The sequence below is a fragment of the Wujia chipingensis genome, from assembly GCF_014337155.1.
Lineage (GTDB): Bacteria > Bacillota > Clostridia > Lachnospirales > Lachnospiraceae > Coprococcus_C > Coprococcus_C hominis.
Window position 1 is genome coordinate 2,802,845 of record NZ_CP060632.1, and the last position, 20,693, is coordinate 2,823,537.

At 46.6% G+C, this 20,693-nt stretch carries 23 protein-coding genes; 8 read left to right on the top strand and 15 right to left on the bottom strand.

Features of this window, described 5'->3' with window-relative positions; all coding sequences use genetic code 11:
• The first annotated feature begins 15 nt into the window (after positions 1-15).
• From H9Q76_RS13130 to H9Q76_RS13145, 4 genes are read left to right on the top strand one after another with little or no spacing between them, the layout of a single operon-like run.
• On the top strand, positions 16-741 hold the full coding sequence (locus H9Q76_RS13130; protein ID WP_021984551.1) for a response regulator transcription factor: 726 nt from the start codon (positions 16-18) through the stop codon (positions 739-741).
• 1 nt (position 742) lies between these two features.
• Positions 743-2,179 carry a HAMP domain-containing sensor histidine kinase gene (locus tag H9Q76_RS13135; protein WP_021984550.1) on the top strand — a complete coding sequence of 479 codons (1,437 nt, stop codon included), beginning with the start codon at positions 743-745 and terminating at the stop codon, positions 2,177-2,179.
• 57 nt (positions 2,180-2,236) lie between these two features.
• Positions 2,237-2,989, top strand: coding sequence for an AIM24 family protein (locus H9Q76_RS13140; protein WP_021984549.1), 753 nt, complete (start codon positions 2,237-2,239; stop codon positions 2,987-2,989).
• A 17-nt stretch (positions 2,990-3,006) separates the two neighbouring features.
• Positions 3,007-3,903, top strand: a complete 897-nt coding sequence (locus H9Q76_RS13145) for an AIM24 family protein (RefSeq protein WP_117780394.1) — start codon at positions 3,007-3,009, stop codon at positions 3,901-3,903.
• Positions 3,904-4,289: 386 nt separating this feature from the next.
• Here the strand turns inward: H9Q76_RS13145 and H9Q76_RS13150 are convergent, their stop codons facing one another.
• The 11 genes from H9Q76_RS13150 to H9Q76_RS13200 form a co-directional block, all read right to left on the bottom strand.
• A complete protein-coding gene (locus tag H9Q76_RS13150) occupies positions 4,290-5,198 on the bottom strand; it encodes a DUF3137 domain-containing protein (RefSeq protein ID WP_118734659.1) in 909 nt (302 codons plus the stop codon).
• 446 nt (positions 5,199-5,644) lie between these two features.
• The gene (gene atpC / locus H9Q76_RS13155; RefSeq protein ID WP_021984546.1) at positions 5,645-6,046 is read right to left on the bottom strand and encodes an ATP synthase F1 subunit epsilon; all 402 of its coding nucleotides are present in this window, start codon (positions 6,044-6,046) and stop codon (positions 5,645-5,647) included.
• Between the two features lie 20 nt (positions 6,047-6,066).
• A complete protein-coding gene (gene atpD / locus H9Q76_RS13160; RefSeq protein ID WP_021984545.1) occupies positions 6,067-7,461 on the bottom strand; it encodes a F0F1 ATP synthase subunit beta in 1,395 nt (464 codons plus the stop codon).
• 14 nt (positions 7,462-7,475) lie between these two features.
• Positions 7,476-8,339 (bottom strand): ATP synthase F1 subunit gamma, encoded by an 864-nt coding sequence (atpG, locus tag H9Q76_RS13165; RefSeq protein ID WP_021984544.1) that lies wholly within the window; start codon positions 8,337-8,339, stop codon positions 7,476-7,478.
• Positions 8,340-8,366: 27 nt separating this feature from the next.
• Entirely contained in the window at positions 8,367-9,869 is a 1,503-nt protein-coding gene (atpA, locus tag H9Q76_RS13170; protein ID WP_021984543.1) for a F0F1 ATP synthase subunit alpha, read from the bottom strand.
• Positions 9,870-9,889: 20 nt separating this feature from the next.
• Complete coding sequence (gene atpH, locus H9Q76_RS13175) at positions 9,890-10,429, bottom strand: ATP synthase F1 subunit delta (protein WP_021984542.1); 540 nt, start codon at positions 10,427-10,429, stop codon at positions 9,890-9,892.
• Positions 10,414-10,971 carry a F0F1 ATP synthase subunit B gene (gene atpF / locus H9Q76_RS13180; RefSeq protein WP_021984541.1) on the bottom strand — a complete coding sequence of 186 codons (558 nt, stop codon included), beginning with the start codon at positions 10,969-10,971 and terminating at the stop codon, positions 10,414-10,416. Before atpF ends, atpH begins: the two co-directional genes overlap by 16 nt.
• A 24-nt stretch (positions 10,972-10,995) precedes the next feature.
• The gene (gene atpE / locus H9Q76_RS13185) at positions 10,996-11,253 is read right to left on the bottom strand and encodes an ATP synthase F0 subunit C (protein WP_021984540.1); all 258 of its coding nucleotides are present in this window, start codon (positions 11,251-11,253) and stop codon (positions 10,996-10,998) included.
• Between the two features lie 37 nt (positions 11,254-11,290).
• Complete coding sequence (gene atpB / locus H9Q76_RS13190; protein ID WP_021984539.1) at positions 11,291-12,034, bottom strand: F0F1 ATP synthase subunit A; 744 nt, start codon at positions 12,032-12,034, stop codon at positions 11,291-11,293.
• A 17-nt stretch (positions 12,035-12,051) separates the two neighbouring features.
• Positions 12,052-12,471 (bottom strand): hypothetical protein, encoded by a 420-nt coding sequence (locus H9Q76_RS13195; RefSeq protein WP_118374317.1) that lies wholly within the window; start codon positions 12,469-12,471, stop codon positions 12,052-12,054.
• A gap of 25 nt (positions 12,472-12,496) precedes the next feature.
• Positions 12,497-12,730 carry an AtpZ/AtpI family protein gene (locus H9Q76_RS13200; RefSeq protein WP_021984537.1) on the bottom strand — a complete coding sequence of 78 codons (234 nt, stop codon included), beginning with the start codon at positions 12,728-12,730 and terminating at the stop codon, positions 12,497-12,499.
• Between the two features lie 156 nt (positions 12,731-12,886).
• Here H9Q76_RS13200 and H9Q76_RS13205 point away from each other — a divergent pair, with 156 nt between their 5' ends.
• The 3 genes from H9Q76_RS13205 (at position 12,887) to H9Q76_RS13215 (ending at position 15,168) form a co-directional block, all read left to right on the top strand.
• On the top strand, positions 12,887-14,026 hold the full coding sequence (locus H9Q76_RS13205; RefSeq protein WP_021984536.1) for an L-threonylcarbamoyladenylate synthase: 1,140 nt from the start codon (positions 12,887-12,889) through the stop codon (positions 14,024-14,026).
• A 297-nt stretch (positions 14,027-14,323) separates the two neighbouring features.
• Positions 14,324-14,752 (top strand): ribose 5-phosphate isomerase B, encoded by a 429-nt coding sequence (rpiB, locus tag H9Q76_RS13210; RefSeq protein ID WP_021984535.1) that lies wholly within the window; start codon positions 14,324-14,326, stop codon positions 14,750-14,752.
• Between the two features lie 86 nt (positions 14,753-14,838).
• The gene (locus tag H9Q76_RS13215; protein WP_021984534.1) at positions 14,839-15,168 is read left to right on the top strand and encodes a PadR family transcriptional regulator; all 330 of its coding nucleotides are present in this window, start codon (positions 14,839-14,841) and stop codon (positions 15,166-15,168) included.
• A gap of 75 nt (positions 15,169-15,243) precedes the next feature.
• On the opposite strand, the gene H9Q76_RS13220 is transcribed toward H9Q76_RS13215, so the two are convergent.
• Together H9Q76_RS13220 and H9Q76_RS13225 are read right to left on the bottom strand one after the other, a co-directional pair.
• Positions 15,244-15,684: a zinc finger Ran-binding domain-containing protein gene (locus tag H9Q76_RS13220; RefSeq protein WP_021984533.1), complete on the bottom strand. Its 441-nt coding sequence runs from the start codon at positions 15,682-15,684 to the stop codon at positions 15,244-15,246.
• 13 nt (positions 15,685-15,697) lie between these two features.
• Positions 15,698-16,777, bottom strand: coding sequence for a glycosyltransferase family 2 protein (locus H9Q76_RS13225; RefSeq protein WP_118545336.1), 1,080 nt, complete (start codon positions 16,775-16,777; stop codon positions 15,698-15,700).
• A 178-nt stretch (positions 16,778-16,955) separates the two neighbouring features.
• Here H9Q76_RS13225 and trpS point away from each other — a divergent pair, with 178 nt between their 5' ends.
• Positions 16,956-18,020 (top strand): tryptophan--tRNA ligase, encoded by a 1,065-nt coding sequence (gene trpS / locus H9Q76_RS13230; RefSeq protein ID WP_117780400.1) that lies wholly within the window; start codon positions 16,956-16,958, stop codon positions 18,018-18,020.
• A 69-nt stretch (positions 18,021-18,089) separates the two neighbouring features.
• Here trpS and H9Q76_RS13235 read toward each other — a convergent pair whose 3' ends face one another.
• Positions 18,090-19,277: a PDDEXK family nuclease gene (locus tag H9Q76_RS13235; protein WP_181985547.1), complete on the bottom strand. Its 1,188-nt coding sequence runs from the start codon at positions 19,275-19,277 to the stop codon at positions 18,090-18,092.
• 73 nt (positions 19,278-19,350) lie between these two features.
• Positions 19,351-20,661: a hypothetical protein gene (locus H9Q76_RS13240; protein ID WP_249321293.1), complete on the bottom strand. Its 1,311-nt coding sequence runs from the start codon at positions 20,659-20,661 to the stop codon at positions 19,351-19,353.
• Positions 20,662-20,693 lie beyond the last annotated feature (32 nt).

The following is a 20,693-nucleotide window of genomic DNA, read 5'->3' on the forward strand; positions in this document are numbered from 1 at the left end:
TTATTGGAGGGGAACATGGAGAAACAACGAATCCTGATCGTCGATGACGACGAAAATATCGCAGAGCTTATCTCTTTGTATTTACTAAAGGAATGCTTTGCAACTGAAATCGCATACACAGGCAAGGACGCACTTGCACTCGCAGCCACCTTCAATCCTGACTTGATCTTATTGGATATCATGCTCCCGGATATTGATGGCTATGAGGTCTGCACGGAAATCCGCAAGACACGCCAGACACCGATCATCATGCTTTCCGCGAAGGGGGAAGTGTTCGACAAGGTGCTCGGCTTAAAGCTCGGCGCCGATGACTATATGATCAAACCGTTTGATTCCAACGAACTGGTTGCAAGAGTCAAAGCGGTTTTGCGTCGTACCGTTATGACCCAGGCTGTAACCACTGCTGCACCTGTAAGCATCGCTGAAGTTACCGATCATCAGGGTGAATTCGTCGAATATGACGGCTTACTTATCAATATGACCAACTACACTGTAACTTTGGATGGTGAATCGGTGGAGATGCCGCCGAAGGAGCTGGAGCTTTTGTATTTTCTTGCCAAACGTCCAAACCAGGTATTTACACGTGATCAGCTGCTTGACCGTCTCTGGGACTACGAATATGCCGGAGACTCGCGAACGGTAGACGTCCATATCAAGCGTCTGCGTGAAAAACTGAACGAAAATCACAACTGGTCAATCTCTACGGTATGGGGCAAAGGTTATAAATTCGAGGTAAAGTAACATGACATTACGCCACTCTCTGTTTGATAAAATATTCATAAGTTTTTTGGTTATTTTTACGGTTTGTTTTGGATTTATCGTCCTCTATGCCTCCAACGTCACACGAAGCATGCTTGTCGATGACCGAACAGAAGTACTGACAAATGAAGCATTTTTAATCGCGGATCAGACAGTCGCAGGATATGTGCAGGGCGTTTACACCAAAGATGAATTGCAAGAAAGTCTACGCTATTACAGTGACAAACTGAATGCCAGCATCTGGGTTACCGATGAAAAAGGCATCATCTATGGATTTGCGAATGCAGACGGACATCCAGATAACCCCAAAAATATATTCCTCGTTGACCCGGATTTTGATATCTACACCGCGCAGTCTTTTAATGGCAAATTTTACAATACGTTCAAAAGCAACGTTATTTCTGTTGCCATTCCAATCCATATTAACAACCAGCCAAACGGTATGCTATTGATTCATTCTACGGTGGAACAGCTGCAGAATATTCAGGAAAAAATCGTAAAACTGATTTATGCACCGTATCTGTTTATGATTATCATTTCCTTTGCCCTACTTGGTATCATCTCGGGTAAAGTCATGCGTCCAATCCGGAAAATCAACTCCGTAGCAGAGCAATATTCCACTGGTAACTTCGACACGCCAATGGATATTCATTCCAACGACGAGATTGGTCAGCTTGCATCCACACTTGAATACATGGCTTCAGAACTGGCAAAACTGGACGAGTACCGAAAGGCATTTATCTCCAATATCTCACACGATTTCCGCTCTCCGCTCACCTCGATCAAAGGCTATATTGAGGCGATTCAGGATGGAACGATCCCGCCGGAGAAGCAGAGTCATTACCTAGATATCGTCGTGCAGCAGACAAACCGGCTGACAAAACTTACCTCCAGTCTTCTGGAGTTAAATAACTACGATTCCTACGGTATCTGGCTCGTATGCAAGGATTTCGATATTGTCGAGCTTGTCCTATCTGCGATTAACTCCTTTGAGGGGCGCTGTATCGAGAAGCAGATTGCGATCCGGTTAAATAATCACACCGAACATTCGATTGTTCATGCAGACAAGACAAAGATCGAGCAGGTCATCTACAATCTGCTTGATAATGCAATCAAATTTACGCCAAATGGTAAATCAATTTACGTGACATTGTCGGAAAAACATGATAAAATTTTTGTATCTGTGAAGGATGAGGGATGTGGTATTCCGAAGGATTCCCTGAACCGTGTATGGGTTCGTTTTTACAAGGCGGACCGCTCCCGTGGCAAAGACAAACAGGGAACCGGACTCGGACTTGCGATTACCAAAGAAATCATCAAGGCACATAATGAGAATATCAATGTTGTCAGCACCGAGGGTGTCGGAAGTGAATTTACATTTTCACTGTCCAAGGCAACAACAGATTCCGAACAATCATAAGAATAACCGGTCTTATGCAAACCGCAAATTTATATGGCCGGATAAGGGGAGGTATTTATGTTTAGTATCAACAATCTTTTCAACAACGCCAACATGCAGTGTATCAACCAGCTCGGACAGTACCGTGTTTTTGAACACCAAAAGGATCTGTCAGTTTCTCCATACAACGCAGAAACTGCATATTTTTCTGCTGAGATGAATGTACGCCGCCGTCAGGTTTTGGTCGAGCTGAACAACACATCCTGCAAATTACAGGCAGGTGCCATGCAGTGGATGCTCGGAAATGTATCCATGCAGTCCGGTGTAAGTGCCGGTAATTTCCTCGGCAAAGCACTCGGAGCAGCTGTAACCGGTGAGACAATGTCCAAACCAGAATACACCGGTCAGGGTTATGTTATGTTAGAGCCAACCTACAAGCACATCCTGCTTGTCGATGTGGCACAGTGGGGGCAGATCGTACTCGATGATGGTTTATTCCTTGCCTGTGACAGCACATTGCAGCATAAGGTTGTCAGCCGTAAGACACTTTCCTCTGCTGCGCTCGGCGGAGAGGGCTTATTTAACCTGAGCCTTTCCGGACAGGGTATCGCTGTATTGGAAAGTCCGGTTCCACAGCAGGAGCTTATCATGTTCAATCTGCAGGATGACGAGGTTAAGATCGATGGAAATATGGCAATCGCATGGTCCGGCTCTTTGAATTTCACGGTTGAAAAATCTTCAAAATCGCTGATCGGTTCGGCTGTTTCCGGCGAAGGTCTGGTCAATGTATACCGTGGTACCGGCTCGATTCTGATGGCACCAACCGCATAAGGGGGGAGGGTACATATATGGTAAGTCAAAGCTTATTAAATAACACAAATGTACAGGTTACCTCTGCTCTTGGCGGCATGCAGGTACTGGAATATGTGCAGGATATGAGTGTCAGCCCATCTACCTCGAAACTGCAGTACTACATGTCCCGCATGAATGTGAACAAGCGTCAGCTTCTGCTTAATCTGAACGGAAATGGTTACACCGTTCAAGCCGGTGCCATGCAGTGGACGGCAGGTCAGATTCAGATGGAAAGCGGCGTCAAAGGTGTTGGCGGTTTCTTAAGTGGTATGGCTAAAGCCGCCGTTACCAAAGAGACGGTTGCCAAGCCTATCTACACCGGCTATGGTCAGGTTATGTTAGAGCCAACCTACCGTCACATCCTGCTCACGAATCTACAGGAATGGGGAGGCAGTGTTGTCCTAGATGACGGATTGTTCCTCGCCTGTGACAATACCGTTACACAGAAGGTTGTTGCAAGAAGTAACCTCTCTTCTGCTGTATTTGGCAGAGAAGGTCTGTTCAACTTAAGCTTGAATGGTACAGGTATCTGTGCTTTGGAAAGTATCGTTCCAAGAAATGAGATTATCGAGGTTGTACTCGACAACGATATGATGAAGATCGATGGAAATATGGCAATTGCCTGGTCATCCTCTTTGGATTTTACGGTTGAAAAATCTTCCAAATCTTTGGTTGGTTCTGCTGTATCCGGGGAAGGTCTGGTCAATGTATATCGTGGTTCCGGAAAAATCTGGCTTGCTCCGGTATTGGAGACCGGCGGTTCCGCAGGTGTCAGCAGCCCGCAGAATGCAGGTGAGACAGCTTCGGAAGGAAAGACCGGTTCCGCAGCTGCCCGGAATGATACGATGAGTAAGATTGAGAAGTTCGGGAAGTTTATGGATAAGTTTAGTTGATGCTCAACGGACGAAAAATCAAAACGCATCTGTATATTTAGAATAGAGTACATGTAGATGCAATGTATTGAACCTAAGAATTACTAAATGTTCTTAACAAACATATTCTCAAAATACGCAACCGCAGCCAATTCGCCATCCATGGCTCAGTGGCTGCTTACCTGAACATCGTGTTCAGGTATTGCTTACAAGAAGAAAGAACATTAAGTAATTCTAAGGCTCAAACATATCGCATCTTACATGAAGCTCTATTCTAAATATAGATGCGTTTTTATCTTGTCATACGATACCTCATATCAGAATTATAAATCCGCAACTCTTATATTATCCCGTTCACATCGCAATTATCTGTGTAACATCTGCCTTTCATACTGGTCTTTTTTCTCCTACCTGCTGGCTACATATATGAGTTTATCGAGTATCTGCAGCAGTTCTGCGAGTTCTTTGCGGCATTTCTCCCTGTATTCGTCCAAGCCATCGTTTACATTGATATCTTTCATTTCGAACAGGTCCTCATCATTGTATATTGCAGCAACGAGCTGATTTCCTGCGAATTCCAGATAGGTATCTTTCGGAAGTTGCAGTATTCTGAGGATTGCATCCGGTGGCAATATGCTTCCTGCAAGCTGTTCGTCGGTTGCCAAAGTCGTAAATCTCCGGTCAAAATCTGTATTTCCAAGCCGGATTGCTTCTGCCGGTTTCTTCCCGCCTTTCCGCTCAATGACATGGACGACACCGTCTATATTATGTGGAAGGACTATGGTCACAAATGGTCCCTGGAATCGCGTCACTGCAGAAGATGATCCCGGTCTGTCCGGATCCATGTTGTCGCTTCGCCACCTCAGGCAAAGATCGCAGTACGTGATCTCTGCACCTCTGTAGATCGCATGGAAGTAATCAGAGCCGGTCACTTCATTATATTCCGGCAGGAGTCTGCAGTTTTTCAGGAAATCTTCATTTGTATGCCCGGTCGGCATATATTCCAGTACCTGCATCTGTTCTTCCAACACGCCCCACACGGCACACTGTCCAATCAGCTCCTTCATCTGTTTCTCTATATTTGCAGCAATTAACGCTATGGCAAATCCAATCATAATGGAAACAACCGCAATTCCAGTCAGCCGGTAGGTCCACGTCGAATCTTCCGCCCCGCAGAATGCAGGAATAAACGGTGCTGCCAGCATAGGCAGGAAAACCCAGCAAAGCTTTGTCAATATCTTGTACGTTCGTTGTTTGGATTTGAGCTTTACTTCCAATTCATTCCTGTTTTGACCTTCATCCGTTTTTTCGCTCATATCGTCTTCCTCCCATACTTGCAATGCTCCGCACACTTTAATTGGAGTTTTTCTCTTGTTTCACTATTTTACCCCCAATCCGCTTGATTCTCAACCCTTTCCGATTGGAGCATCTCCCCTATTTCGCCACTCTTGCTCCTATTTTCCTGCCTCTCATAAATTTCCGGTTGGAGCATTTCTTCCTGTTTGAACATTTTTGCCCCAATCCGCCTGTCTCCTCAAAGTACAAAGACGATATCAGAAGTGTATAAAGAAATCCTGTAGTAGCAATCATTCTTTTTATATGTGGATAAAATAAAAAACGCATCTGCGATATAGAAATCCTTGCGGTATATGATACGATTGCAGATTAGAAGTTGTTATATACTGCAAGGATTCTCTATATCCGATGCGTTTTTGTTTTTCTATATCCTCCATGAATGATTGCTATCCAAGGATTTTATAAATTACACTTTCTTTGTCATCTCCAGACGAAGCATCGCACGCTTCAGTGCAAGTTCCGCCCGGTCGATATCCTGTGAGTTGTCATGGATGCGGCGTTCCGCGCGAATCTTTGCTTCCTCGGCACGATGAATGTCGATTTCATCCGGCCATTCGACCGACTCTGCCAGAATTGTGACAGAATCGCCCAGAATCTCCGCGAAACCGGAATGCAAAGCCGCTTCCTTGTCACCACCATCTTCCCGGATTTTCAGGACACCCGGTGCAACAACCACAGTCATAGGTATATGTTTTGGGTACAGTCCGATGATGCCCTCAATCGTATTAAACTCAAGGAAAGAAGCTTCCCCTTCGTAGAATACCCGTTCCGGTGCGATCACACGAACCATCATTTTATTTTCTGCCATGTATACCACCTAATTTATTTCTACTTCTTGCACTTCGCAAGTACGTCGTCGATACTTCCGGCATTTAAGAAATAGCTCTCCGGAATGTCATCATGCTTACCTTCGAGAATCTCCTTGAAGCTCTGAATCGTATCAGACAGTGGAACGTATTTGCCAGGAAGTCCCGTAAACTGCTCTGCTACATGGAATGGCTGTGATAGGAACTTCTGTACCTTTCTTGCTCTGGCAACGACGATCTTATCCTCCTCGGAAAGCTCATCCATACCAAGGATTGCGATGATATCCTGCAATTCCTTGTACTTCTGCAGAATCTCCTGTACACCACGTGCCACCTTGTAATGCTCTTCGCCAACCACTCTTGGGTCGAGGATTCTGGATGTAGACTCCAGAGGATCTACCGCAGGGTAGATACCAAGCTCTACGATGGAACGGGAAAGTACCGTTGTCGCATCCAAATGTGCGAATGTAGTTGCAGGTGCAGGGTCTGTCAGGTCATCGGCCGGCACATAGACAGCCTGTACCGATGTGATAGAACCATTCTTTGTCGAAGTGATACGCTCCTGCAATGCACCCATCTCTGTCTGCAGGGTTGGCTGATAACCAACGGCAGAAGGCACACGTCCAAGCAGTGCGGATACCTCCGAACCAGCCTGTGTAAAACGGAAGATATTGTCGATGAATAACAATACATCCTTTCCAACCTGATCACGGAAATACTCTGCCATCGTGAGGCCCGTCAGACCAACACGCATTCTTGCTCCTGGCGGTTCATTCATCTGACCAAATACCATCGTTGTCTTCTCGATAACGCCGGATTCGATCATCTCGTAATACAGGTCATTTCCTTCTCTTGTTCGCTCACCAACACCGGTAAATACAGAATATCCACCGTGCTCTGTCGCGATATTTGTGATAAGCTCCTGAATCAATACTGTCTTACCAACACCGGCACCACCGAACAGACCGATCTTACCACCCTTCTGATAAGGGCAAAGCAAGTCAACGACCTTAATACCGGTTTCCAGAATCTCTGTCTCGGTTGACTGCTCTGAAAACTCTGGTGCTTTTCTATGGATTGGAAGGTAAGTATCTACCTTTGGAGCCGGTTTATTGTCAATCGGCTGTCCCAACACGTTGAACATACGTCCCAGTGTTGCTTCACCGACAGGTACAGTAATCGGCGCGCCGGTACCAACCGCTTCCATACCACGTACGAGACCATCTGTCGGTCCCATCGCGATACAACGAACGGTGTCATCCCCTAAGTGCTGGGATACTTCGGCGTACAGTGTGTCACCGCTCTTTGTGGCAATCGTTATCGCATCATGAATCTCAGGCAGTTTACCTTCGGTAAACTTCGCATCGATAACGGCACCGACAATCTGGGTAACCTTACCTACATTTGTATCTGCCATTTCCTTAATCTCCTTTAACTTATTGCATCAGCTCCGGCAATAATCTCCGTAAGCTCCTGCGTGATTGCACTCTGTCTTGCTCTATTGTACTTGAGTGACAGGCTTCCGATCATATCATCCGCATTGCTTGTCGCGGAATCCATCGCCTGCATTCTCGCACCATTCTCACTGGCTACCGCCTCTAACAGCGCACCATAAATAATGTTGGACATATATTTCGGCACGATCTGGTCTAAGACTTCCTCCTCCGACGGCTCGAAGTTCATCAGCAGCTTATTGTCACTGATTGGCTGCTCCGGTGTGAAATCTTCCTCCCGGATCGGAAGCAGCTTCATAAGCTTTGCTTCCTGTGTCACGGTATTCTTGAAATTCGTATATGCGATATACACCTCACCAATCTCGCCCTTGGAATACTGCGTCAAAAGTTGCTTCGTAAGCTCGGTCGCATCGTCAAACAATGGTGCATTGATGATCTCTGATTCATCCTGATATATGCTGTAACCTTTTCTGGTCAAGCCCTCAATACCTTTTTTTCCGATACCATAGATATAGGTATCCTCCTTCGAAAATCCGGCTGCAACAATCTCCTTTACAACATTGTTGTTGTAACCACCGGCAAGTCCACGGTTCGATGTGATCGCGATAACTGCCTTCTTGTCACTGCCGTTTTCCTTCAGGAATTTATGGTTTGGTTCTTTCGTCATTGCAAGGATGGAACATATCGTATCATAGAGCATATTAAAATATGGTTTGTTGCTCTCAGCTCTCCCGCGTGCTTTCTGAAGCTTAACTGTAGAGACAAGCTTCATCGCCTTGGTGATCTGCTGCGTGCTCTGGACGCTTTCTTTGCGCCGCTTAATGTCTCTCATGGATGCCAAGAAAGATCAACCTCCTCGCTCTATTTATTAGAATGTTTCCTTGAATTCCGTAATTGCCTTCTTCAAAGCGTCCTCTAATTCGTCGGACAGCTTCTTCTCCTCGCGGATCTTCTCGAAGATGTCCGGATATTTCGTGGAAATGTATTCGAACAATCCACTCTCAAATTCCAGAATCCGATCTACTTCGATATCAAGCAGATACTTTCTTGTTGCAGCGTAGATGATAACAACCTGTTTTTCAACCGGCATTGGCTTATACTGAGGCTGCTTCAAAATCTCCTTGATTCTTTCACCCTGTGCAAGCTGGTTTCTCGTATCTTCATCAAGCTCGGAACCGAACTGGGAGAATGCGGCAAGCTCGCGGTACTGTGCTAACTCCACACGAATTGGGGAAGCAAGCTTCTTCATGGCACCGATCTGTGCGGCACCACCAACACGTGATACAGAAAGGCCTGCATTTACGGCTGGACGGAAACCGGAGTTGAACATCTCTGTCTCCAGATAGATCTGTCCGTCTGTGATGGAAATAACATTTGTCGGGATATACGCAGATACATCGCCTGCCTGTGTCTCGATGATTGGAAGAGCTGTAAGCGATCCTCCACCGAGTTCATCCGACAACTTTGCTGCACGTTCCAGAAGTCTGGAATGCAGATAGAATACATCACCCGGATAAGCCTCACGGCCTGGTGGTCTACGGAGAAGCAAGGAGAGTGTACGGTAAGCAGTTGCATGCTTCGACAGATCGTCGTATACAACCAATACATCCTTTCCTTCTTCCATCCATTCCTCACCGATCGCACATCCGGCGTATGGTGCAATGTACTGTAATGGAGCTAAGTCGCTGGCGGTACTTGCAACGACTGTTGTGTATGCCATTGCGCCGTACTCTGTCAATGTCTTTACGATATTTGCTACGGTCGATGCCTTCTGACCGATTGCAACGTAGACACAGTTTACGCCCTGCCCCTTCTGATTGATGATCGTATCGATCGCGATTGCTGTCTTACCGGTCTGTCTGTCGCCGATGATCAGCTCACGCTGTCCTCTTCCGATCGGAACCATGGCGTCAATCGCCTTGATACCTGTCTGAAGCGGTGTGTCAACCGACTTACGGGAGATAACGCCCGATGCGACTCTCTCAATCTGTCTTGACTTCGTGGTTGCGATTGGTCCTTTGCCATCGATTGGCTGACCGAGCGCATTTACGACACGACCAAGCATCGCATCGCCAACAGGCACTTCCACCACGCGTCCTGTTGTCTTCACTATATCTCCCTCGTTGATATTTTTATGATCACCGAGAAGAACCGAACCTACATTGTCTTCTTCCAGGTTCATAACCATGCCGTATACTTCACCTGGGAATTCCAGAAGTTCGCCCTGCATCGCATTCTCAAGACCGTGAATACGTGCAATTCCGTCCGCTACCTGGATAACTGTTCCAACGTCGGATGTTTCCAGTTTTGTCTCATAGTTCTTAATCTGTTCTTTGATTACGGAACTAATCTCTTCCGGTTTTAAATTCATGGAACACGAACACCTCCTTCTTATGATTGTGCGAGTGCCTTTGACATCGTCTCAATCTTGGTTTTGATACTGCTGTCAACCACTCTGTCATCAATTCGGATCACAAGCCCGCCGATGATGGATGCATCTACCGTATAGGTTACTTCCATCGAAGCGAAATCTGTCGTCTCAAGCAGACGCTTCTCGATTGATGCCTTCTGTGCACCGGTAAGTGCAACCGCACTTGTCACACTTGCAACTCCTATATTTTTTACTCGTTTTACCTGTCTGATAAAATAGTGAAGCACATCTACAATCTTGCTGCCATGATCTTTCTCAACCATGATGCCGAACAATCCGACCATATCCTTTGATACGCGTCCTTTGAAAATGTTATCCACTATCTTCCGCTTCTCGTCCTTGTCAATCTGTGGATGCTTGAGAATGCGGAGCAATTCTTCGTTTTCCTGTAACACTGTCACAAGAGCCTGCGCTTCTTCGTAGAGCATATTCAGACTGCCTTCTTCCAAGGCAAGTTCCAAAAGTGCATCTCCATAGGTTGTTTCTACTTGTCTCGCCATGTATCATCACCCATCTCTTTCAGCGTCTCATCAATCAGAGAAGCCTGTGTGCTCTCATCGAGAGAGGATGCAACGAACTTTCCTGCCATCGCGGTTGCTACGCCGATGATCTCCTGTTTCACCTCATCCTTCACACGTTCTTTTTCAAGCTCGGCTTCGCTGTTTGCTCTGTCGATAATGCGTCCTGCCTCTTCCTTCGCCTCGGCAATGATGTTTTCCTCGTTCTTCACCGCACGTTTTCTTGCGGAAGAAAGGATCTCACCCGCTTCGCTGTTCGCATTTTTGATCTTCTCATCATACTCTGCACGAAGCTTCTCTGCCTCCGCGCGGTCTGTCGCCGCATGGGAAAGGTCATCCTTAATCTTGTTCTGTCTGTCCTCGAGCACCTTGCGCACCGGGTTGATCAGCACATAAGTCAGAAAGATGAAGAGCAGAAATACCGCAAGTCCCTGTATCAGAATATCGAACAGAAGCTGCGCATCCAGACCGAAGATACGGCCCGTCTCCTCTGACAGAAGCGCGATATTTGCAATTCCTGTCATATTTTACTCCTCCTAATTTTGTTCTTACTTGAAAGGCTTAACGAACATCAGAAGAAGTGATACAACCAGACCGTACAGACCGGTTGTCTCGGCTACCGCCTGTCCAAGAAGCATCGTTGACATGATGTCACCCTTTGCACCCGGGTTACGTCCAACTGCGGAAGCACCGTAACCGGCAGCGATACCCTGACCGATACCAGGACCGATACCGGAACAAACTGCAATACCTGCACCGATTGCGGATGCAGCGTTAACTATTGTTTCACCTGTAATACCATTCATGAAATAATTCCTCCGTTTTTCTAAATATTAAATCTTATTACCCTTCTACATTTCGCTTATTTGCAACAAATGTCATCGTCAGCATACAGAATACATACGCCTGGATCACACCTGAGAACAAATCGAAGTACACATGCAGTGCCGATGGAATACCAATCTTTACAAATATCGGCAGCATGCCATAGTAAAGTGCCATCATAACGGTTCCTGCCAGAATATTACCGAACAAACGCAGCGACAGTGATACCGGTGTGGCAAACTCACTGATCACGTTGATCGGGAAGAACAGGAATATCGGATCGAACAGACTCTTGAATGCACCCCATTTCTGGTAACGAATGGATGCGTACTGTATCATGACAAATGATACAAGTGCGATACAGAGCGTCGTTCCGTAATCCGCGGTCGGCGGCCGAAGCATAAACAAGCCGGATATGTTCGAAAAAAGTACAAATATGAACAAGGTCCCGATGTAATTGATATAATGCTTACCAGCTTCTTTTCCCATCGTGCTGTTGACGAACTTGATCAGTGATTCGATGGCAAGCTCGACTCCAGTGGCGAATTTACTTGGGTTATCCCGCGTCTTCAGCACACTTCTTCTGGCACAGATTGCTAAGATCGCAATCACCAGCAGTACAATGAAGGTGCAGACATGGGTGGTGGTAATATATACCGTCGTGCCAAAGAAATGAATCGGATACAGTTCGTGGATATAGAAATCTACATCTTCGGAGCTGTTACTGATTACTTGTATTCCAGTGGCAAACCCACTCCTCATACGCTTTTCCTCCTTTTTTAATTTTTGTCTTTATGTTCTTCCTCAGGTTCTTCAAGCCCAAGGCGAATCAACCATTTCCGCATCTGTGGTTGCAGATAGGCGCAGATCTTCGGTTCGATCATGCCAAGTGCCACGCCTGCAAATGCTGTAATTCCAAGATATATAGAACCTACCAGCAAAGCAAGTGTCACAACCATACGCAGCAGACTGTTCACGATCACCTTTTTCTTCGCACCTGCCTCGCCCATATCGAGTGCCTGATCGAGCACATCATAGATATGATAAATGCGCAGTGCCCCGCCGAGATTGCCGACGAGCAGTGCAAGAGCAAAGATATAATATGGACGCATAAAAAATGCACCGATCGCCAGAAAGACGATCATACAGACAGCCATGCCGATATACATTTCCTTCAATATTCTGTGAACCTCTGCCATGCTATGCCTGTCTTTTTGCCTCCACTTACTTGTGTTTATTATCCGAATTATTCAGGAATTTCCGTATAAGAATATACACGGAGCGAAAACCCGCCAGCACACCGATCACGATAAACCATACCATAAAATCCTTCCCAAATATACGCTTTATCAGATATGCGATGCCCATGCTTATAAAGATCGTAACCACCATCGTAAACCCAATCTGCGTGATGAGATACAGCATCTTTAAGACCTGGCTTCTTTCTTTGTTATTCATTAAAACCCTTCCAATACAATCAGATATACACAAAGCTTATTATATAAGATTTTTCCTTATTTTTCAATCATTTATACACCGAATTAAACAGTATTTCAGAATTGTATTTTTCGCGAAAAGGTTGTCATTCCCTAACGATTGATGTAAAATAGCGGCATGGAAACGAAACTATTAAATGGAAATAACAAAGAAGCAATTGCAGAGGCATCGAAAATCCTGCAGGACGGCGGCTTGGTCGCATTTCCGACCGAGACAGTCTATGGATTAGGTGCTGACGCATTAAATGCAGATGCAGCCGCAAAGATCTACGCTGCCAAGGGACGGCCAAGCGACAATCCGCTGATCGTCCACATCGCAGATACCGATGCGGTAGAGAAGCTGGCAGATCTCGAGACGATGAACCGGACACACCCGGACATGGTGAAGAAAGCGCACATGCTGATGGAAGCTTTCTGGCCTGGTCCACTGACGATCATCTTTCCGAAGCTCGCCATCGTTCCAGACGGAACGACCGGCGGACTGCCGACCGTTGCGATCCGGATGCCATCCCACCCAATCGCACAGGAGCTGATCCGCACAAGCGGTGTCTCCATCGCAGCCCCATCTGCAAACACTTCCGGCAGGCCATCACCGACGACCGCACAGCATGTATGGGAGGACATGGACGGCCGCATCGAGATGATATTAGATGGTGGTGCCGTCGGAATCGGAATTGAATCGACGATCGTCGATATGACAGGCACGATCCCAACGATTCTTCGACCGGGCTTTATCACGAAGACGATGCTCTCCGAGATCGTCGGCGACGTGACGATCGATCCAGCTATTATCGAGCCGGACCCGAATCTTCGTCCGAAAGCACCCGGCATGAAATATACACACTATGCGCCACACGGAACACTCAGTATCGTGGAAGCTGTCGCAGACGAATCGGCAAACCGGGCAAGTCTGCATTCCGGTGTCAAGGTCTCCTACAACGCGACCGAAGCGGAAACATTGCGCGTAGCGGAGAAAATCAAGGCACTTGTAAATGAAAAGGAAGCACAGGGCTACAAGGTTGCGATTCTCACAACCAAGGAGCATGCATCCTTATATAAGAACTATTCGCATGTACTGATCGTCGGCGAGGGTAGCAAGGGACAGACGATTTCCGCACGGCTTTATGCCGCCCTGCGTGAATGTGACAGCGAACAGATGGAATATATGTACAGCGAAGCATTTGACCAGAACGAACTCGGTGGTGCCATTATGAACCGGCTGCTGAAGGCAGCTGGTCACAGAGTCATTACCGTGTAAATATTCTATATCCACATATGGTTTTATATAGATTCATCTATATATACGATATGTTTGAGCCTTAGAAGTTCTTAATGTTCTATTCCATTACAGCCATGTTTGAACACGATGTTCAAACAAACCGCCACTGAGCCATGGATGGCGAATTGGCGGTGGTGGCGTACAGATATATTATGTAAATTAGAACATTTAGAACTTCTTAGGTTCAATACATTGTATATAGGATGAACTATATAAAACTATATGTGATATATAATAATTACAATGTTGACATTTAATTACAGGAGGATTTAAGATATGACAATCGCAATTGGAAGTGACCACGGCGGATATGAACTCAAGCTGGAGGTTATCAAGCATTTGAAGGATCGCGGATTTGAAGTGACAGATTACGGCTGTGACAGCACAGCATCCTGCGACTACCCAATCTATGGAAAGGCTGTTGCAGAGGCAATCGCCGCCGGCAAGCAGGATCTGGGTATTCTCATCTGCGGTACCGGTATCGGTATGAGCATGGTTGCAAATAAGGTCGAAGGTGTCCGCGCCGCACTCTGCAGTGACTGTTTCTCTGCACAGGCAACCCGCGAGCACAACAACGCCAATGTACTCTGCATGGGCGCACGTACAATCGGACCTGGTCTTGCACTTATGATCGTGGACAAATTCGTGGATACACCATTTTCTAACGACGAGAGACATGTGAGAAGAATCAAGATGTTCTCATAGACCTGATCAAATCACGTTACACCGTTGTAATCCACGAACCTGTGGTCGTTGAATCGCGGGCAATTCAGGAATAAGGCAGGACGAATATGCAGACGATTATTACAAACCTCAAACGAGCCTCTGTAGAAATCATCCTTCTCTCGCTGTTATGCGAGGAACCGATGTACGGCTACCAGTTGGCACAGGAAATTAAAAAGCGCAGCAATGGACAGTTCTCCCTTATGGAAGCGTCTATGTATCCCGTACTCGGACGGTTGAAGGAGCAGGGCGATGTTACGATGGAAACGGTACAGAAAACGCCGAAGTCCAAGCGTGTCTATTATCATATTACCGAGATGGGGCGCAACCATCTGGCGCAGATGAAGCAGATCTTTGCAGATACTGTCGGAATCATCAATACGATCATTCAGGCATAATGTATTATGTATTATACAGACGATCGCACAGAAAAAGCGGGTATGCATTTGGCATACTCGCTTTTTTATCTTTTCTTATTTTGCTGGCTTCGGCGTTCCACAGGTACAGGTTGTGACGTATTTTTCATTTTTCTTCCTGCATTTTGGACAGATCCAGATTCTTCCAGACTTCACATCCTGACGGTAATCACGTTTGTTCTGTGCCAAAATGGATTCTGTAATCTGTTTTTGTCTCCGTTCTTCTGCCAGTTCTTCCCGCTCCTGCTGTTCAACCAGATCCATAGCCACATCCACCACCATCGGAGGCGGATCTACACGCAATGGTTCCGGTATAAACAAATGCGCAATCTTATCATCCAATGTTGTCTCTGTCTTGTACATGTAATGAGACGGTCTATTCAAGTTTCCTTTTTCGATTGGTTTCGGTGGTTTCGCCTTTATATTCGCAATCGTTGCTATCAACGATAAAACCACAAATACAGCTATCACAATCAAAATAATCATTCCATCTGACATAATTTCACCCCTGTCATTCTTCCGGTAGCTGCCAGTCTGCCAGTGCCTCCCGGTACACCGCAAGCTGCTGTTCATATATTTCTATGGACTGCTTTTGCTGTTCCGATGATGTCTGTAATTCTGCTTTTTCCGCCTGCGCAAGCAAAGCCTCGTAGCAGGCAACCAACCCCTCCAGACTCTTCTTTCCGCCGGCCTCTACATCCAGGATGCATTCCGTCTCGGAAACGGCATTCTGATACCAGACGATCGCCTCATCATAATCCATGCTATCTTTATAATAACAGCCAAGCTCATAGCAGATCTCCGCACACGGCGTATCAAGCATATCCCGGAGTGCGTATTTCATAAGCTCCGCGCCGTTCCCCTGCAGTCTTGCCAGATGTGCCAGCACGCAGGCTGCCTCTCTGCCCGCTTCCGCCATCGGATCTTTCTCCCATTCCATCGTGAAGAAATCCTCTGCCCGCTCAAAATCCGGCAGCTCACCACATTTTAGCAGTTCCTTCGCATACATCTTTCGAAGCTTTGGCGACAACGCACCATCCCTTGCATAGATCCGCTCACAGATCTCAAAATCCCGGCTGCCATGGACAGACAATGGCTTGTGTAAGATCTCGATCTCGCTGTCGAACACAACCGGATCTAACCGCACCGTCTCATGCACCGGGTCAATCCACGTAAACGTCCGAAGACGCTTAAAGAGCTTCGGGCGAAGCTCCCGTTTCACATTCATAACTGTATTGAACGCTTCTGTGACGTACCACATCTGCACGATCTCAATCTCCGGAAGCAGACAGTTCTTCAGATCAAGGAAACGCGCCCGGTTCTCCGCATCAAGCACCTCGTCCGCATCCGGCGCATAGATGTATTCCATCGTCGCCTTGGAGAATGAGAAATTCCGCGCCGCCGAGAAATCGCCAATCCACGTAAAATCATAGATCTGATCGGTATAGCGTGCCGCGACCTCCTTCGTGCGGTCGGTGGAACCTGTATCCACAATGATGATCTCGTCCATCAGGTCAGCGACACTGTCCAGACACCGCGCCAGAACCTGCTCTTCATTTTTCACGATCATACATAAACTGATGGTTGCCATTGCTACCCCCTGTCATTCGCATCATTTGTTTATCCGTACACATTCTTTTTTTATTATACCTGTTTTATATGTGGCAGACAAGTAAGATTCCTGCTCCTTTTTCGCAATTTTGCTTGACCTTCCAACGCAAAATGAGTATTCTATAGAGTGTGATATTTTATAAGAGAGGACTTCTACTATGAAACAGATTATTTTAACTGGCGATCGTCCGACAGGACGTTTGCATGTTGGACATTATGTAGGCTCTTTGAAAGAGCGTGTGAAACTTCAGAATTCTGGTGTCTATGATGAGATCTATATCATGATCGCGGACGCACAGGCACTCACAGATAATGCAGAGCACCCGGAGAAGGTACGTCAGAACATCATGCAGGTTGCACTCGATTACCTCGCATGCGGACTTGATCCGGAGAAGGCAACGATCTTCATCCAGTCTATGATTCCGGAACTGACGGAGCTTACATTCTATTATATGAACCTTGTTACCGTTTCCCGTGTACAGCGTAACCCGACTGTAAAGGCTGAGATTCAGATGCGTAACTTCGAGGCAAGCATCCCGGTTGGTTTCTTCTGCTACCCAATCAGTCAGGCAGCCGATATCACAGCATTCCGTGCAACCCACGTACCGGTTGGCGAGGATCAGATGCCAATGATCGAGCAGTGTAAGGAAATCGTACACAAGTTCAATACCGTATATGGCGAGACACTGACGGATCCAAAGATCGTGCTTCCGGAAAACAGCGCATGTCTGCGTCTGCCTGGCATCGACGGTAAGGCAAAGATGAGTAAGTCTCTTGGCAACTGCATCTATCTTGCAGAGGAGCCAGAGGATATCAAGAAGAAGGTTATGTCGATGTTCACCGATCCGAACCATCTGCGTGTCGAAGATCCGGGACAAGTTGAAGGTAACCCGGTATTTATCTACCTCGATGCATTCAGCAAGCCTGATTATTTCGCAGAATTCCTTCCAGAATATTCTGGTATGGACGAGCTGAAGGAGCATTACACACGTGGTGGTCTTGGCGATGTGAAGGTGAAGAAGTTCCTGAACAATGTACTTCAGGCAGAGCTTGCTCCAATCCGTGAGCGTCGTAAGATGTGGGAGCAGAAGCTTCCGGATGTTTATGATATCCTGAAGGCTGGCAGCAAGAAAGCCAGAGAGACGGCAGGCAAGACACTTGAAGATGTCCGCCGCTCTATGAAGATTGATTATTTTGATAATGATAATCTGTTGAAGATGTAATTTTAATATAGATTAGTGTATTATGCAGAATGCAAAAAGGGGCGTTATAAAACGCCCCTTTTATTATCTTTATATCCTCTTCAATTTATTGAGCAGCTGCTCATCACTCATCCGAAATACATCATCGATGATCCAGATATGCATATCCCTTGCTCGCTGCTTGAAGAACATCGTGCCAGTCGTGTTATCACAGGCACGTGCTAAGACAAGTGCCTTTCTGGCATATTTGCCACCAAACTTTCGTGATACGGTCTCTAACTCATGCAGCGCACTGCCACCTGCCTTGCCACTCTTGCAGGAGATAAAAATCGGACACACCTGCTTCATCAGGATCACATCAATCTCGTTCATCGTATCATAGCCGGGATTCATCGTGTCATGCACCTCACCATCCCAGTCAATATGCGCACCAATCACCGCATCCGAGAACAGGTAACCTTCCCGCGTCGCTACCTCATAGACATGCAGTTCCAGCATATTTCCTGCCTTTGCAATAATCTTCTTGATCTGATTATTCTTAAACCGGAACATCACTTTTTTCCCGTGTTCTTCGTAATCCTTGAGCATGCCAATCTCATACAGATCCCGCAGCAGACGGATGGCATCGCCAAGCTGATTGATGTATAACTCACTCCAACCTTCCCGCTGGTTCGGTGTGTTCTTGCGAAGTTCGTCAATGACTCCACAATGTTTGTTCCAATCTCCACGGTATCTACGGCACAGATCCCACATAATCCGGATATCCTCCCGGAACTGATCGGTAAATTTCCACTCGGAGATACTTCCCGTCTCCTTCGTGAGCAGACCGCCATGCAGCATGATATCCTCCGCGATACTGATATTAAAATGATAATCGGACGTGATCACCTTCGAACCACGGACATCAATTTCCTTTCCGGTAAATGGATCGATACGCAGCTTGCTGACTTCCATTCTTGCGGAAATACACCCAAGCGCGATCAGAAGCATCTCACTACCACCGGTCAGAGCAAACCGAATCCCCGGATATTCCCGGATAATGCCCGCCAGAGTTCCTATAATGTTATCGAGATCATCCTTTGGTACCTCAATAAATTCCAACTCCATATCCGGATATTTGTGGTCACGAAACTGCTCGATATCCCGGATCTGCTTCGTAATCATATTATCTTTGTGTCCGAGAAAAATCACGCGTTCCGGCATGTATTTCATCATCACCATCACATTCTCAATTGGTTCCTGTGAAAAGAATTTGACGATTGCTTTTGTTCTCTCCATGTAACTTCCTCCTATAAAGGAATTGCAAAAGTACCCACCCCTGATACTTTTGCAATGATTCATTCTCTATTCTTTACTGCATAGATGCAAATAACGCCGCAATCTCCTCTGGCGACAGTGTCCGGTTTGGATTGTCGTCCACTGGCATTGTCGGTGCTGGTTCTGCATCCATATTCATCGTTGTATCTGTGATATCCTGCTCTACTTCGTGCACTGCCTCTGCAACTTCCTCCGCATGTGCTTCCTCTGTGGACAGATCTGTCTGTCCCTGTTGTGGAAACGGGATCACATCTGCATTCTTCACATCCTCTGCCGGTTTATCTGCCTGCAGATTGCCAAGCAGAGCATCGATCATACTCTGATCTAACATACCTGTATTGGCTGCTTCTTCCTTGAATTCTGCCTCTTCCTTTAATTCCTTATCGGCACTGCCGCCAAACTGCGAGAAGAAGTCCTCCGTATTAAATGCAGGCTCTGGTTCTTCTGTTGGTGCAGCCTCTTCTGCAACCGTTTCTGGTTCTTCTGTTGATGCTGCCTCTACCTCTGCTGGTGTATCATCTGTCTGAGTCAGAGAATCATCTGCGATTTTTAGTTCTGCCTCATCAGCTGTATCATTCTCAATTCCACCGGGGATCTGTGACTCTGGTACATCCGTCTCAGTCGTATTCTCAACATTCGTTACCACTTCCGGTTGCTCATCTTCCGGCACTCGTTTTTGCACATCCGCGGTAACGGCTGTCGATGCTGCCTCTACTGATGGTGCTGCCTCCACATATTTCGGCATCTCGATCGCATCCACTGCCTCACGCAATGCAGTAAGCTGGGCTGTCACCTGCTGTAACTGGGCAACCACTGCCTGTACATCGCCTGCCAGCTTGCCAAACTCCTCCAGCACCAGTGCAGTATGATCCGGCTCCTTCTGTGCCTGCAATGCTGCCTGCATTTCCAGTTCCTTCTGCATCTGCTCCGCCTGCTGTGCTGCTTCCTCTTCCTTCTTCCGATCATAATTAATCAGAATCTTGATCGTCTTTTTCAACGCCTCATCCAACTGCTCTGCCTGCGCAGACAGATAGGTGTTTGTCTTTCTCTGCTGGACATAGGACGCCTTTGCCAGACGTTCCATATCGTTGAGAATCTCCGTATCCTCTTTTTTCGTATATTCCTGCAAGGTCTTTGTCACATATTCCTGCATTGCCTGTTCTTTCGCCACTTTGATGTCGACAAAGGACAGAAGCAACGCATAGATACTTCCCACCAATACAAGCGAGATTATCGCAACATAGACTGCCTGTGAACGATATGCAAGCATGCAGTATCCCCACGCCAGAAGCGCCGTGAAACTGATCATGCCAAGTGTTACCATTCTCTTATATCGATTCCCCATCTGTTTTTTGCCTCCCTGCTTCTCGCCACAGA